Origin of the sequence: Flavobacterium zhoui (assembly GCF_042787235.1) — a bacterium.
Taxonomy (GTDB): domain Bacteria; phylum Bacteroidota; class Bacteroidia; order Flavobacteriales; family Flavobacteriaceae; genus Flavobacterium; species Flavobacterium zhoui.
In genome coordinates this window covers 60,687-75,282 of record NZ_JBHZPY010000014.1, presented here as the reverse complement: position 1 = coordinate 75,282, position 14,596 = coordinate 60,687, and the positions used below count along the sequence as shown (strand labels likewise).

The 14,596-nt window shown below is 31.5% G+C and carries 14 protein-coding genes; 11 read left to right on the top strand and 3 right to left on the bottom strand.

The window, feature by feature from the left end; translation table 11 throughout:
- The first annotated feature begins 237 nt into the window (after positions 1-237).
- Together ACFX5F_RS14495 and ACFX5F_RS14490 are read left to right on the top strand one after the other, a co-directional pair.
- Positions 238-768, top strand: a complete 531-nt coding sequence (locus ACFX5F_RS14495; protein ID WP_073210020.1) for an RNA polymerase sigma factor — start codon at positions 238-240, stop codon at positions 766-768.
- Entirely contained in the window at positions 768-1,553 is a 786-nt protein-coding gene (locus ACFX5F_RS14490) for an anti-sigma factor (protein WP_379852726.1), read from the top strand. The genes ACFX5F_RS14495 and ACFX5F_RS14490 overlap by 1 nt, the downstream gene beginning before the upstream one ends.
- A 240-nt stretch (positions 1,554-1,793) precedes the next feature.
- Here the strand turns inward: ACFX5F_RS14490 and ACFX5F_RS14485 are convergent, their stop codons facing one another.
- Positions 1,794-4,937, bottom strand: a complete 3,144-nt coding sequence (locus ACFX5F_RS14485) for a cytochrome c biogenesis protein CcsA (protein ID WP_379852725.1) — start codon at positions 4,935-4,937, stop codon at positions 1,794-1,796.
- Between the two features lie 200 nt (positions 4,938-5,137).
- On the opposite strand from ACFX5F_RS14485, the gene ACFX5F_RS14480 reads away from it, so the two are divergent.
- The 9 genes from ACFX5F_RS14480 to ACFX5F_RS14440 all read left to right on the top strand — a co-directional run bounded on the left by ACFX5F_RS14480 (position 5,138) and on the right by ACFX5F_RS14440 (position 12,887).
- Positions 5,138-5,911 carry a Rossmann-like and DUF2520 domain-containing protein gene (locus ACFX5F_RS14480; protein WP_379852724.1) on the top strand — a complete coding sequence of 258 codons (774 nt, stop codon included), beginning with the start codon at positions 5,138-5,140 and terminating at the stop codon, positions 5,909-5,911.
- Complete coding sequence (locus ACFX5F_RS14475; protein ID WP_379852723.1) at positions 5,895-6,422, top strand: KdsC family phosphatase; 528 nt, start codon at positions 5,895-5,897, stop codon at positions 6,420-6,422. The genes ACFX5F_RS14480 and ACFX5F_RS14475 overlap by 17 nt, the downstream gene beginning before the upstream one ends.
- Before the next feature lie 43 nt (positions 6,423-6,465).
- Positions 6,466-7,389 carry a geranylgeranylglycerol-phosphate geranylgeranyltransferase gene (locus ACFX5F_RS14470; RefSeq protein WP_379852722.1) on the top strand — a complete coding sequence of 308 codons (924 nt, stop codon included), beginning with the start codon at positions 6,466-6,468 and terminating at the stop codon, positions 7,387-7,389.
- Positions 7,382-7,966 carry a Maf-like protein gene (locus ACFX5F_RS14465; protein WP_379852721.1) on the top strand — a complete coding sequence of 195 codons (585 nt, stop codon included), beginning with the start codon at positions 7,382-7,384 and terminating at the stop codon, positions 7,964-7,966. The genes ACFX5F_RS14470 and ACFX5F_RS14465 overlap by 8 nt, the downstream gene beginning before the upstream one ends.
- Before the next feature lie 12 nt (positions 7,967-7,978).
- Positions 7,979-8,509 (top strand): mechanosensitive ion channel family protein, encoded by a 531-nt coding sequence (locus ACFX5F_RS14460; RefSeq protein ID WP_379852720.1) that lies wholly within the window; start codon positions 7,979-7,981, stop codon positions 8,507-8,509.
- A 186-nt stretch (positions 8,510-8,695) separates the two neighbouring features.
- Positions 8,696-9,925, top strand: coding sequence for an AI-2E family transporter (locus ACFX5F_RS14455; protein ID WP_379852719.1), 1,230 nt, complete (start codon positions 8,696-8,698; stop codon positions 9,923-9,925).
- 21 nt (positions 9,926-9,946) lie between these two features.
- Positions 9,947-11,767: a BamA/TamA family outer membrane protein gene (locus tag ACFX5F_RS14450; protein WP_379852717.1), complete on the top strand. Its 1,821-nt coding sequence runs from the start codon at positions 9,947-9,949 to the stop codon at positions 11,765-11,767.
- Positions 11,768-11,917: 150 nt separating this feature from the next.
- Entirely contained in the window at positions 11,918-12,235 is a 318-nt protein-coding gene (locus ACFX5F_RS14445) for a hypothetical protein (RefSeq protein ID WP_379852716.1), read from the top strand.
- A 166-nt stretch (positions 12,236-12,401) separates the two neighbouring features.
- Positions 12,402-12,887: a hypothetical protein gene (locus tag ACFX5F_RS14440; protein WP_379852715.1), complete on the top strand. Its 486-nt coding sequence runs from the start codon at positions 12,402-12,404 to the stop codon at positions 12,885-12,887.
- A gap of 54 nt (positions 12,888-12,941) precedes the next feature.
- On the opposite strand, the gene ACFX5F_RS14435 is transcribed toward ACFX5F_RS14440, so the two are convergent.
- Together ACFX5F_RS14435 and bshA are read right to left on the bottom strand one after the other, a co-directional pair.
- Complete coding sequence (locus tag ACFX5F_RS14435) at positions 12,942-13,370, bottom strand: protease complex subunit PrcB family protein (protein ID WP_379852714.1); 429 nt, start codon at positions 13,368-13,370, stop codon at positions 12,942-12,944.
- Between the two features lie 40 nt (positions 13,371-13,410).
- Positions 13,411-14,544 (bottom strand): N-acetyl-alpha-D-glucosaminyl L-malate synthase BshA, encoded by a 1,134-nt coding sequence (gene bshA / locus ACFX5F_RS14430; protein ID WP_379852713.1) that lies wholly within the window; start codon positions 14,542-14,544, stop codon positions 13,411-13,413.
- Positions 14,545-14,596: the final 52 nt, after the last annotated feature.

Below are 14,596 nucleotides of genomic sequence, written 5' to 3'. Positions count from 1 at the left end.
TTATAATTTAAAAGGTTATAGAAGCATTTACGGGATTGTATTCGGTTTGGTTTTAAAAATCATAAAAAAAATTAAAAATAAATCATCTTATTATTCAATTTATTGATTATTACGTATTTAAATACTTAAATAAAATACAAATATTTTTATTTGAAATTTATTTTAAAGCAGATATCCATAAAATTTGTCAATTGTGACTAAGAATGTATAAGTTTGTATTAGCAAAATAAAAAGTATATGACCCAAGATGAATTGTTAGTATTAATATATAAGAAAGATGACAAGGCTTTTACACATCTATATGATATGTATTCAAAAAGCTTGTTTGCAGTGATCAATGTTCTTGTAAAAAACAGAGAAGAAGCCGAAGATGTGCTTCAGGATGTATTTGTCAAAATCTGGAAAAATATAGATTCCTATCATGAAAGCAAAGGGCGTTTCTACACTTGGATTCTAAATATTGCCCGCAATACATCAATAGACAAACTGCGTTCTAAAAATTTTAATAACAGTCAAAAAAACCTTTCTTCAGATAATTTCGTACATCTATTTGACGACAGTAACAAACTGGTCAATAAAATTGATACTATTGGGATTCAAGAGTTTGTAAAAAAGCTAAAACCCAAATGTATTCAAATAATAGATTTACTGTTTTTTAAAGGATATACCCAACAAGAAGCTTCTGAGGAATTGGAAATTCCATTGGGAACCGTTAAAACTCATAATCGAAACTGTATTAATGATTTAAGAAATTATTTGAAAGTATAATGGAAGCAAAAGAATATATAGAATCAGGTATTTTAGAACTCTACGTTTATGGTTTACTCCCTGAAACCGAAAATGAAGAAGTGGCCGCTATGGCAAAAAATAATCCTGAAATAAACGACGAAATTATCGCTATAGAAAAGGCAATTGTGGCTTTATCTTCCAGCTTTTCACCGTTTATTTCTGCAGAGCAATTTGAAAAAATTAAAGAGAAATTAGAGCTCAAACATTCGAAAGTCATTGAGCTGGAACCAACTCGCAACTGGTCGCAATATGTTGGTTGGGCAGCAGCTGTGTTATTGTTAGTTGGTATTGGTTACCAATACAATCAATTAGAGCAAACCAATACTCAGATAGTAACTGTTGAAGCGACAAAAGCAAAAATGGAAAAGGATTTAAATTCTTTACAATTAAAAAACACAGCTAGCGAAACTAGTTTAGCGGTTATAAGAGATGTTAATAATACTGTGATACCTTTAGGTGGACAAACAGTTGCTCCGCAATCTTCGGCAAAAGTATATTGGAATAAAGAAACCAAAGCGGTTTATGTAGATGCTGCAGGATTACCGGAACCACCTGAAGGAATGGTATATCAAGTCTGGGCGTTAAAACTGAATCCATTAACTCCTACAAGCATAGGATTATTGGACAATTTCAAGGTTAATGATCAAAAAATGTTTGCTGTTGATAATGCAAATGATGCAGAAGCTTTTGGTATTACATTAGAACCTAAAGGTGGAAGTTTAACTCCTACAATGGAACAATTGTATACGCTAGGAAAAGTATAAATAGTGCTTGTTTTTAATAATTAACAGAAAAGGTTCAACCGTTAAGTTGAACCTTTTTTATTTAATGTTTTTTAATTGCCGTTGGTTTTAACCAACGGATAGAATTATAAAACAGAATTGGCTTTAGCCAAAAATCAGCATTCTTATTTTGGCTAAAGCCAACAAAAACAAACCCATTAGCTCCGTTGGTTAAAACCAACGGCAATTGAATATAGTCCGTTAAAAATCCTAATCTCTATTCTATTTCTTGTAGTATTTTCTATATTTTGGATACGAAATAGCCCCAAATAATGCAATTGCTCCTAAAGAAATCCAAATCCAGCTCAATGATTTAGCTTCACCACTCGCGTAGGAATGTAAACCTACCAGGTGAAAATTTACACCATAATAGGTAAATAAAATGGATACAAAAGCAAACATACTCATCAGGTTAAATATCCATTTACCACGCAAAGACGGAACAAATCGAGCGTGAATCACAAAAGCATAGACCATAATACTAATTAAAGCCCAAGTTTCTTTTGGATCCCAACCCCAGTAACGTCCCCAACTTTCGTTGGCCCATTGTCCTCCAAGGAAGTTTCCAATGGTAAGCATGATTAAACCTATTGTCAATGCCATTTCGTTGATATATGTAATTTCCTGAATATTCAAATCCATTTTGGCTTTGTTTTTTTCATTGGTAAACAATATCAGTAATAGAGAAACCGCTCCCAAAATCATTCCCAGCGCAAATGGACCATAACTTGCAACAATGACCGCCACGTGAATCATCAACCAATACGAATTAAGAACGGGTACCAAATTAGCAATTTCAGGGTCTATCCAGTTCATAAATGCAGCAAACAAAATCATAGAAGTGACAAAAGCAGAAGCTGCAACCGTAAGTTTTGATTTTCTGTCAAAAGCCAAACCAAAGAACATGGTAGCCCAAGCAACGTATATAATGGATTCATACGCATTACTCCAAGGTGCATGACCTGAAATGAACCAACGCGCTATCAATCCAATGGTATGTAAGCCAAACAATATTCCAATAATAACATGAAACGAATTAATCAAGATACGCAATATCTTTTTCTCAAAAATAATATTGAGTATTGTAAAGATTAGCATTAAGCAGCCGATTGTAAAATAAGCCATGAAAAGATTCTTGAAAATATCAGATTTGTTATATAATATTTCCAATGAAATTTTCTCTTCACTTGGTCTTACTTTAGCTCCAAATTTTTTCTGAAAACCATTTATGCTTTCTAATAATTCATTAGCTGTCTTATAATTTTTAGTATCAGCCGCATTAGTCAAAGTCCCAAAATACAATGGCAATACACTTTTAGTATATGTTGAATCCATTCCTTTCATCCCAGATTCATTCAATTCTAAATAGGAAATCCACTTATTATTTTCATGGTTGGGAATAGGGAAAATCTTTAATATTCGTCCGCTTAAAGCCGACTCCATCAAATTTACTTTTTTATCAGTTTCAATAAAGTCCTTCTCGAATTGATTCGGATTGGCATTCTTAAAAGCATCGTCCAAGTAAGGAGATAGTTTATAATTCCCTTTTTCATCAAAAAAGGATATAAATGGAGCATATTGTGCCTCTTTATCAACCCCAATTATTTTTCGAATGCTATCATTTCCTGCTTTGATATAAATTAAAGGAACTTCAATCCATAGTTTGGCATATTGGGTCATCGACAATAATACCTGATCTGAATTCATACCTTTATAAGACTCCATATGACTTACTTTTCGTAGCAATTCAGATGAAAAGGTATTAACTGGTTTCATTCTTCCTCCAGCATCTTGTATAATTAAACGTCCAAATTTGGCAGCATGATCTTCTGGAACTTTATATTTATTCAGTAATGAATCAATTTGTTTTTCGCTTGGAGTCTGATGTTGATGATCGTCATGACCTTGGGCAAAACCATTAAAACTAAGCAGTAAAACTAAAATAGTAAGCAATTTAGCCTTCTTCGCTTTTACTACTTCGAGTTTTCTTTTCAAATCAGCAAAACGGGAATACTTGGTAAACATAATAGACATCATTGCAAAGAACAAAATGAAGTAACCGCTATAAGTAATCGCAGTTCCCCAGAAATCGTGATTGACTGATAACACTGTTCCTTTTTCATCAGGATCGAATGAAGATTGAAAAAATCGAAATTGTTTATAATCTAAAACATTATTCATAAAAATTCTGGCATCAAATGATTTAGTTGAATCCTGAACGGTAACCTGACTTTCAAAAGAAGAATAACTTTTCTCCGTTCCTGGATATTTTTTGGCAATAAAATCATTCAGTTTTATCTTGAAAGGTAAGACATAAGCCTTACTTCCGTAAAATAAAGTATATTCTATATTTCCTATTTTCAAAGTTTTAGATTCTCCAATTTTACCTTTAGAACCCAATATCGTAACTTCTTTATTCTGTCCATTCGCGCTAACATTCAAAACTAAAGCGTCTTCATGATTCTTTTCCTTAAAATCATTTTTTGAATCATACCCAATTACTCCTTTTACTGCAGGATCTGGAAATACGAAGCGCATTTCGCCAATAGTATATAAAGAACGCATCATCAAGGGTTGCGCAGCACCTTTAGTCACCGTACCCTGTAATTTATCAGCCATACGCATATAATTACCTTCAAATGGTGTTTGTATGGTACTGGTATCACCGCTAATGTTTATATTAATAGCTCCTTCAGTATATTTATTCAATGAAAATAACACATTATGTATATTTTGAATTTCACCTTCTTTTAGCAGGTGTTCATGACGTCCGCCATCGCCTGCTTCAACGATTTTAAAATACAAAATACCTTTAGGATCCGGTTTAATAACTTCTTTTGCTCCCAAAATAAAATTTTTATATTCAACTTTGAATTCAGTATCTGCAAATTTATCTGAAATAGAAAAATTATTATTAGTAACTGGCGAAAGCAATAATTGTTTTTCAAAAACTCTGCGTTTCATTTCGCCTTTGTATTCCCCATCAACAAAAACGGTAAGAAAGGTTTTATCTGAAAAAACTTGATTTTCCGCAGCGCCTTCACGAATAGGCATCATACCTTCATAACTAATATATCGGGTTACGAAAGCTCCCAAAAGGATAAAGATAAAAGCCAAATGGAGTAATAAAGTAGCCCATTTTTCTTTTTTCAATAATTGATACCGCTTAATATTTCCTATGAAATTAATCATAAAAAACACCATTATTGCTTCAAACCACCAAGCGTTGTAAACCCAAATTTTAGCTGTATCAGTATTATATTTGCTTTCGATAAAAGTTCCGGCCCCCATTGCAATTGCAAATGATAAGAAAAGGATAGCCATTAATCGAGTTGAGAACAAAATAGAGAATATTTTTTTAATCATTTGTAAGGTATTTCATTTCGTATAATGTGCCACAAAAGTACTTAAAAATGTTGACTTCTATATTCGTACAATTGTTAATTTAATCCAAAATTAAGACTTTTTGTTTTCTGATAAAAAATTGACTCTACTACCTATTATACTTTGAAAACTAATGAAGAAACCCTTAAAAACACTTAATATTTTTTTCCTAATTTTGCCTTATGACTAAAGTAATAATTATTGGCTCTGGAAATGTCGCACAACATTTAATTGTTGCTTTTCAAAATTCCCAAAAGATGGGAACAGAAATCGACTTGATTCAGGTTTTTTCAAGACAAAAAGAAAGTATCTCTCACCTACTCGATTTAGATAAAATCACAGATGATTTAGCAACTTTGGAAGAAGCTGATTTGTATATCATAGCCGTTTCTGATGATGCAATTGCTGCTGTTTCTTCGCAACTTTCATTCAAAAACCGTTTGGTGGTGCATACTTCCGGAAGTATTCCCTTAAATGCTTTGGATGATGATAATCGAAAAGGCGTATTTTATCCTCTGCAAACATTTACCAAACATAAAGAAGTTGATTTTAAAACTATCCCCATTTGTTTAGAAAGCGAAAATGCGACTGATTTTCAATTATTGGAAAAAGTGGCAAAAATAATTTCAGATAAAGTTTTCGCTATTAATTCAGAGCAACGCAAAGCATTGCATGTTGCGGCTGTATTTGTCAATAATTTCGTCAATCATTTGTACCAAATAGGAAGTGAAATTTGTCAGGAAAATCAGGTTCCTTTTGAAATTTTAAAACCTCTAATTACAGAAACGGCACAAAAAATAATGATACTTTCGCCAGAAAAAGCTCAAACCGGACCTGCTAAACGCAATGACAGTGCTACTATTAAAGCGCATGAAGCTTTTTTATCCAATGAAAACTATTTGAAAATTTATAAAATACTAACACAATCTATACAGCATAATGGCAAAAAGTTATAAAGAAATAATGAATGATATCACCACTTTTATTTTTGATGTCGATGGTGTACTAACCGATAGCTCCGTTTTTGTAACCAATGAAGGAGATATTCTGCGAACCATGAATATTCGCGATGGTTATGCCATGAAAGCAGCTGTAGAAAGCGGATATAACGTATGCATTATTTCAGGCGGAAGCAATGAAGGCGTTCGTATTAGACTTAGAAACCTTGGGATTACGGATATTTATTTAGGAACTCCAAATAAAGTAGAAACCTTTGATGAATATACAGACGTCTACAATATAAATCCGGAACATGTTTTATATATGGGAGATGATATTCCGGATTATCATGTCATGAAATTAGTTGGCCTACCAACTTGTCCTCAAGACGCAAGTCCTGAAATTAAAGGGATTTGTAAATATATTTCGCATATAAACGGTGGAAAAGGAGCTGCTCGCGACGTAATCGAACAAGTCATGAAAGTGCAAGGAAAATGGATGGAGCATTTTGACGGGAAACACGATTAGTAGCTATTTTAAAATGTTGAATTATAAATTTTAAATGAAATAAATGTTTCCATTTCTAAAACTAATACGTTACCAAAATTTACTGATGCTTGCATTTATGCAACTCGTTTTTAGATATGTTTTTTTTAAATTTCAAAATATCCCATTGTCACTTGCTGATTGGCAATATGCACTGCTAGTAGTCTCTACCGTTTTACTTGCTGCAGGCGGTTATGTAATCAATAATATCGTTGACCAAAATACGGATAATGATAACAAACCGAAAGACGTCATTGTAGGCAAATTCATTTCGGAAGCAAAAGCGTACAATATATATGTTGCACTTAATTGTGTGGGTGTGGGAATTGGATTTTATTTATCAAATGTGATAATGAAACCTGGTTTTGCGTCCATTTTTATTTTGATAGCCGCAACACTTTATCTTTATGCTACAAGCTTGAAGCAAATGGTTCTCATTGGAAACATAATTGTGGCTTTATTGCTTGCTTTCAGTGTCGTTATAATTGGCATTTTTGATTTATATCCGGCCACCTACGAAGGAAATCAAGGACAAATGGCTGTGATTTTCTCCATTCTTTTAGATTATGCGATTTTTACTTTCTTCCTTAATTTCATTAGAGAAATCGTTAAAGATTTAGAGGATGTAAATGGAGATTACAATCATGGAATAAATACTTTACCGGTAGCAATAGGAATTAGCAGAACCACTAAAATAGTTTTTGTTTTAAGTTTTATACCTGTGGTAGCAATCCTTTTTTATATCTATAACTATTTGTTCCTATTGATTTATACCACTATTTACTTCTTGTTTTTTGTTGTGGGACCACTACTATATTTTACAATCAAAATTTGGAATGCAAAAACAAAAAAAGACTTTTACCAATTGAGTTTATTACTGAAATGGATATTATTTTTCGGAATTTTATCTATTGTTGTAATCACCATTAATATGAAATACAATGCTTAAAAATAAATTAAAACAATACAAGCTTATTCTTGCCTCCGGTTCTCCAAGACGTCAACAATTCTTTAAAGATCTGGATTTAGATTTTGAAATCAGATTAAAAGAAATCGAAGAAGTGTATCCTCCGGAATTAAAAGCAGCAGCAATTACAGATTATTTGGCTGAACTGAAAGCAAGCGCATTTGAAGACGAATTGCAACCCAATGAAATCCTTATAACGAGTGATACTATAGTTTGGCACAACAATAAAGCTTTGGGAAAACCAAAAGATGCAGCAGATGCATTTGCTATTCTAAAATCTTTGTCGAATGCTACTCACGATGTGATCACCTCGGTTTGTTTTAAAACTACTTCAGAAACAACGGTTCTTAATGAGCTTACTAAAGTTACTTTTAATGAACTGACTGATGAAGCTATTGCTTATTACATAGAGAATTACAAACCGTTTGATAAAGCGGGAGCTTATGGGATTCAAGAATGGATAGGTTTTATTGGTGTTTCAAAAATTGAAGGTTCTTACGCAAATGTGATGGGAATGCCTACTGATAAAGTTTACGAATATTTGAATAAATTAGCCTAATTAATCATGGATATGAATCTGATTTTCGATTATACAAAAGAACTAATTGGTACAGGAATATTATTAGTAGTATTTATTTCATTACGAATTATAACGACCAAATTAGTTAGGCGATATGCTAAATCAAGTCATACTCTCGAACATCGAACTAATTTAGTCATCAAATACATTCATCTATTTACTAATGTTTTAGTGCTGATCGCTTTAGTTTTAATTTGGGGAGTCCAGACCAAAGATATATTTATTGCTCTTTCCTCTATTACAACAGTAGTAGGCGTTGCCATGTTTGCACAATGGTCTATTTTGAGTAATATCACCTCTGGTATTATTTTGTTCTTTTCATTTCCGTTTAAAATTGGTGATGTAATACGTATTCATGATAAAGATTTCCCTTTTGAAGGTGAGATTGAAGATATTGGGGCTTTTCATGTGTACTTAAAAACACACGATGGAGAAAAGGTGATCTATCCTAACAATTTACTTTTACAAAAAGGAATTTCAATAATGAAAAACCATTTTGAAGATAAAGAATTTATAGATTAATTGTAATTTTATAGAAACATATTTATGTGATTGCAGTTATAATTTTTTTTACCGTTTATGTGTAAATTATATAACAATTTAAAAAAAATCTATAAACAGTAAAAGATTTTATTACCTCATATTTGCTTGTTAAATTTTAAATTATATCTTGTTATAGTTTAGTACAAGATAAATACACCGAAAAATATGAATGACACTATAAAACTTCCATTCTACGCAAAACTTACTCTGATTTTATTGAGTCTGATTAGCTTTGGCTATATTTTTTATATCGGTCAGGAAATCTTAATTCCAATTCTGTTGTCTTTTATATTTGCCATATTATTGCGGCCAATTGCTCATTTTATAAGACACAAACTTCGTTTTCCACATGTTATAGCAGTAATGATTACTGTTTTGCTATTTATTTTATTTTTTATTGGACTTTTTGCATTTCTATCAATTCAGATTAGTGAGATGGCTAATGATTTTAATAAAATCGAAAGAAATTTCACTATTCACATGCAAAATATGCAGCAATATATCAGGGACCATTTTAATATAAGTTCAAGAGAACAAAAAGAATATCTTGACACAGCTACTGAGGATTCAATGAAAAAAGGAAAAGAAATGATAGGAACGACATTGATGTCTTTTACGGATACACTCCTAAACCTTATTTTAATTCCTATTTATACTTTTTTAATTCTTTTGTACAGAACACATTTCATGTTGTTTTTTTCTAAATTGATAAAAAAAGAATACCATCCCAAATTACAGGATATATTGTCTCAGATAAAAGTAGCTGTAAAAAGTTATATCGTTGGTTTAATAATAGAAATGATTTTGGTTTCTGTATTAACTACAATTGGTTTCATGATAATAGGTGTTAAATATGCCGTTTTATTAGGGATTATCACGGGACTTCTAAATTTAATCCCTTACGTCGGAATATTGTTCGCAGGTGCTTTAAGTATTGTAGCGTCGCTAACTGGCACTCCTGATTTATCGATAATTATTGGTGTTATTGTAGTCAACATAATTGTACAGTTGATTGATAACAATGTTTTAGTCCCATTAGTTGTAAGTTCAAAAGTCCAAATAAATGCATTTGTTTCGATTGTTGGAATTATAATAGGCGGTGCAATCTGCGGGATTTCTGGAATGTTTTTGGCTATTCCGATTATAGCCATTCTTAAAGTAATTTTCGACAGAATAGAATCGTTAGAACCTTGGGGCTATTTAATGGGCGATGATTTACCAAAAACGTATACTTGGCGAAATATCAAATTACCACTTTTTGACTCAGAAACATCGGCAAAGAAAATCATAATCAAAACGGATATTATTGTTCCCATGTTTACGGAAAATACTACCGAAACGGAGATAAACCGAATTAATGATGACAATTTAGAATCACAAAATCAAAATAATTAGACCTATTCAAAGTTTTTTTAGATGCTAAAAAGCCAAAAAATCATATTATTCCTTTTATTACTCTGCTACTCTCAAGTCTCTTTTTCGCAAGTCGATAAACAAAAAAAAGATTCTTCTGAAGTATATAAAAACATTCAAACCTATTCTAAAAAAAATAAATTCACCAAATTAGTTCATAAACTAGTTTTTAGACCTGTTAATTTAAAAACTGCAAAGAAGAAAGTCATACAGAAAAGATACCCCAATTTTGAAGGTAAAATAATTAGAAAAATCAACATTTTCACCCTTGATCCATTTGGATATTCAGAAATTGATTCTACCAAAAAACCAAAAAACTGGGCAGAAAGGGAAGGAAACAGAATACATATTAAAACCAACAGACTTGCAATTCTAAATCTATTACTTATTAAAAAGAATAGGCCATTAGATTCTCTATTAGTTAGGGAATCCGAGCGTTTAATCAGAACTCAAAGATATGTAAACAGAGTTAGCATTACCACTGACATGATCGAAAACAATCCAGATTCAGTTGATGTAACCGTGCGGGTACTAGATTCGTGGAGTATGATTCCAAAAGGTTCTGTTTCAAGTTCCAGGGCTACTTTCGATTTGAATGAACGTAATTTTCTTGGTTCAGGTCATGAATTTAATAATAAATTTAGAAATCGATTCAGTGATGGAAAAATTGCTTACAGTTTGGCATATAGTATTCCAAACATAAAAAATACTTTTATAAAAACGACCGTTAGATATTATATTGATCTAGATAATTATTACGGTAAAAGCGTCAATATTGAACGCCCCTTTTATTCCCCTTTGACAAAATGGGCCGGTGGAATTTATGTTGATCAACAATTTCGAAAAGATTCATTGCAAGATTCTAATTTGATTTATGCCAAGCAAAATTTCAAATACAACTCACAAGATCTTTGGATTGGTCGCGCTTTTAAAATTTTTGCTGGAAATACTGAAAGCGACAGAACCACAAATTTTATTCTGTCAGGTCGGCTTTTAAATGTGAAATATACTGAAAGTCCCACTATTGACTATGACCCAACAGATTTCTATTCAGGAGAGAAGTTTATTCTTTCTGGAATTGGTATCACATCACGAAAATTCGTAGAAGACAAATACATTTTTAAAAACGGAATAATAGAAGATGTACCCATTGGAAAAATATTTGGAGTAACCGGTGGGTATCAATATAAAAATAACTGTGGCCGCTATTATTTGGGTGGTCAATTTTCTTTTGGAAATTTTTATAAGTGGGGATTTTTAAGTACTAATTTTGAATTAGGTACTTTCTTTGACAAATCGACTACTTCCCAAACAGCATTTTCGTTTCAGGCAAATTATTTCACTAATTTGATTGATATTGGAAGATGGAAAATACGACAGTTTATTAAACCGCAAGTCTTACTCGGCGTAAACCGTATAAATTCTTTGGGTGATCAACTAAGCATTAATGAAAATTATGGAATTAATGGTTTTAGCAGTGCATATTATGGTACAAAGAAACTAATACTGACTTTACAGACCCAAGCTTACTCGCCATGGAATCTTTGGGGATTTAGATTGAATCCCTATTTTAATTATTCAATTGCAATGCTAGGAAATGCTGAAAAAGGGTTAAGTAATAGTAAAGCATATTCAAAAATTAGTGTTGGATTTATTATAAATAATGACTTCTTGGTTTTCAGTTCGTTCCAATTATCCCTTTCCTACTATCCTTCAATTCCAAATATTGGGGAAAATGTTTTTAAAACTAATTCTTTTGAAACAACTGATTTTGGCTTTCAAGACTATGAACTAGCTAAACCACGCACCGTAATTTTTAAATAGGTAATAAATTAAAGTATCTACTATTAAAGCACTTCATTTTATAAAGTGTGAATTATGTAATTATATGATAAAATTTTGTAAATTTATCTTGCGTATTATTTTATATCTTTACATTATTAAAATAATTTTAACTAAAAACCTTAAAAAAAAATGAAAAAAATCACTTTTTATTTAATGATGATGGTATTATCATTAAGTGCGTTCCCAACCACAATTTTGGCTGCTGAAAAAGTACCAGTTACAGTAACTAATACTACAAAAGAAGTACCTGCAGAAGTAAAAGTTTTGCTAAATCGCCTAGATGAAATTAAAGCAATGGATAAGTCTTCATTGAATTCTTCTGAGAAAAAACAACTTCGTAAAGAAGTTCGCGCTATCAAATCTGAGTTAAGATCAACTGGAAATGGAGTATATTTTTCTGTTGGTGCAATTATCATTATCATCCTTTTATTGATTCTTTTACTATAACAGACCTTGAATATATAAATTTAAGAGAAGTTATAAAGCTTCTCTTTTTTTTAAAAGTACATTCCAATTTTGTGTGAACTAAAGTTTTATGGCATAATTATTGGGTTTGTAAGAAATATTAGCTTTTAGCTGATAGAAAAATGAATATTAATCAAATATATTATAAATGAAAACATTAAAATTAATCGCATTAGGAATTATACTTTTTGCCTCAAGCGCTATACACGCCCAAGTTTCAGTAAATGTAAATATCGGAACTCCTCCATTATGGGGTCCTGTTGGATACTCTAACGTAGATTACTATTATTTACCTGATGTTGAAGCCTATTATGACATTAGAGCAACACAATTTATTTACTTAAATGGAGGAACATGGACTCGCTCTAGATATTTGCCAGGACCTTATAGAAATTATAATTTGTATAATGGATATAAAGTAGTACTAAACGATTACCACGGATCTAGACCATACAGTAACTTTAAAAGTCATAAAGTTAAATATTACAAAGGATATCATGGTAAACCACAAAAATCAATAGGTTCAAACCGTAAAAATGATAAAAAATACGAAAATCATGGTGACAATGGTAACTACAACAATGGTCATAAAGAAGGAAAAGGTGATAAAGGCCATGGAAATGGAAAACACTAATTTATAATGTAAAAAAGTGGCAAAACATAAAAAACTCCGTAATGGAGTTTTTTTTTATTTAAAAATGATTTCTTTTTTTGAATTTATTCTAACAACACAAAAAGGGTTTGTAAAAACTTGTGTAACCATACCTCCTGGTTCAGGTATAGTTTCTTTGACAGTTATAATTATATTTTTATCCGTTTCCATAACATTTTCAATTCCTATTTTATAGCCCCCAGTAGTTTTTTCTCCCATATTTAAAACAACAAAATTTGCGGTCTGTACATCGCTTGAACTAATTTTATTTTTTAAATTCTCATCGCTTTGGAGCATTTTAATCTCATTAGGCTCCGAAAGAATCTCAAAAAAACGAATACTTGCGCCACCATCATTTTGCTGAGTTAAAATTTCAAATAAAGGCCTATTACCTGAAATTTTAGTAGTGGACGAACAGGAGACTAATACCGATGCGGTAAAAAATAGCAGAGCAATTTTTTTCATTTTTTTTTAATAAAATTAAGGATATAATTAAGAAAGAACCTTATACGTATTGCATTATGGCTTTTTGATATAACTCCTCATACAATGGCAAAATGTTTTTGATATCAAATTTTTTCGCAATATCTAAAGCATTTTCTTTGAATTTTTTTAGAGTTTCATCATCTTTCAGAATTTTCAAAGCATTCTCTGCCATTTCATCTGTGTTACCCACATCACTTAAATAACCAGAAATTCCATCAAAATTCACTTCAGGTAAACCTCCAGAATTACTTGAAATTACAGGAACACTCCAAGCCATCGCTTCCAAGGCAGCTAAACCAAAACTTTCCGTCTCTGACGGCAACAAAAACAAATCCGTATAACTTAGAATTTTATCAATTTCATTACTGTTCCCAAAAAAGATTACCTTGTCTGAAATACCTAATTCTTGGCATAAATATTCAGCTTTCTCCTTTTCTGGTCCATCCCCTACCATCATTAATTTAGCAGGAATTTCCTTTTGAATGTTGTAAAATATTTTTATAATATCGGGAATTCGTTTTACTTTTCTAAAATTACTAATATGGGTAATGATACGTTCATTTGCTTTTGCCATAATAGAACGATGACAAGCAATACTTGGGTCATTAACATTCTTATCCAATTCGATAAAATTTGGAATAACCTCAATTTCTTTTTTTATGTTAAATAACTTAAGAGTCTCATCTTTCAAACTTTGGGAAACTGAAGTTACATAATCTGATTTATTGATACTAAAAGTTACTGCAGGCTTATAAAATGGATGATTCCCAACTAAAGTTATATCAGTTCCGTGTAGGGTTGTAACCATAGGAATGTTAATTCCTTCATCTTTTAGCATTTGTTTGGCCATATAACCTGCATATGCATGCGGGATGGCATAATGCACGTGAAGCAATTCTATTTTATATAATTTTACCATATCGACTAATTTGCTCGATAAAGCCAATTCATATGGTTGATAATGAAACAAAGGATATTCAGGCACATTAACTTCATGGTAATGCACATTAGGATTCAAAAGAGCCAGACGCACTGGTTGACTATAGGTTATGAAATGAATTTCATGACCACGTCTAGCCAGTTCAAGACCTAGTTCTGTAGCGACAACTCCACTTCCTCCAAAGGTAGGATAACAAACTATTGCAATTTTCATGTATTTAATTTAATGAAACGAAATTAATAAAATTAGCTTGGAATTTTAGAGA

Excerpts from the sequence above, each read along its gene's own strand:
- ACFX5F_RS14495 (WP_073210020.1), top strand. The coding sequence starts at position 238 with ATGACCCAAGATGAATTGTTAGTATTAATATATAAGAAAGATGACAAG.
- ACFX5F_RS14490 (WP_379852726.1), top strand. The coding sequence starts at position 768 with ATGGAAGCAAAAGAATATATAGAATCAGGTATTTTAGAACTCTACGTT.
- ACFX5F_RS14485 (WP_379852725.1), bottom strand. The coding sequence starts at position 4,937 with ATGATTAAAAAAATATTCTCTATTTTGTTCTCAACTCGATTAATGGCT.
- ACFX5F_RS14480 (WP_379852724.1), top strand. The coding sequence starts at position 5,138 with ATGACTAAAGTAATAATTATTGGCTCTGGAAATGTCGCACAACATTTA.
- ACFX5F_RS14475 (WP_379852723.1), top strand. The coding sequence starts at position 5,895 with ATGGCAAAAAGTTATAAAGAAATAATGAATGATATCACCACTTTTATT.
- ACFX5F_RS14470 (WP_379852722.1), top strand. The coding sequence starts at position 6,466 with ATGTTTCCATTTCTAAAACTAATACGTTACCAAAATTTACTGATGCTT.
- ACFX5F_RS14465 (WP_379852721.1), top strand. The coding sequence starts at position 7,382 with ATGCTTAAAAATAAATTAAAACAATACAAGCTTATTCTTGCCTCCGGT.
- ACFX5F_RS14460 (WP_379852720.1), top strand. The coding sequence starts at position 7,979 with ATGAATCTGATTTTCGATTATACAAAAGAACTAATTGGTACAGGAATA.
- ACFX5F_RS14455 (WP_379852719.1), top strand. The coding sequence starts at position 8,696 with ATGAATGACACTATAAAACTTCCATTCTACGCAAAACTTACTCTGATT.
- ACFX5F_RS14450 (WP_379852717.1), top strand. The coding sequence starts at position 9,947 with ATGCTAAAAAGCCAAAAAATCATATTATTCCTTTTATTACTCTGCTAC.
- ACFX5F_RS14445 (WP_379852716.1), top strand. The coding sequence starts at position 11,918 with ATGAAAAAAATCACTTTTTATTTAATGATGATGGTATTATCATTAAGT.
- ACFX5F_RS14440 (WP_379852715.1), top strand. The coding sequence starts at position 12,402 with ATGAAAACATTAAAATTAATCGCATTAGGAATTATACTTTTTGCCTCA.
- ACFX5F_RS14435 (WP_379852714.1), bottom strand. The coding sequence starts at position 13,370 with ATGAAAAAAATTGCTCTGCTATTTTTTACCGCATCGGTATTAGTCTCC.
- bshA (WP_379852713.1), bottom strand. The coding sequence starts at position 14,544 with ATGAAAATTGCAATAGTTTGTTATCCTACCTTTGGAGGAAGTGGAGTT.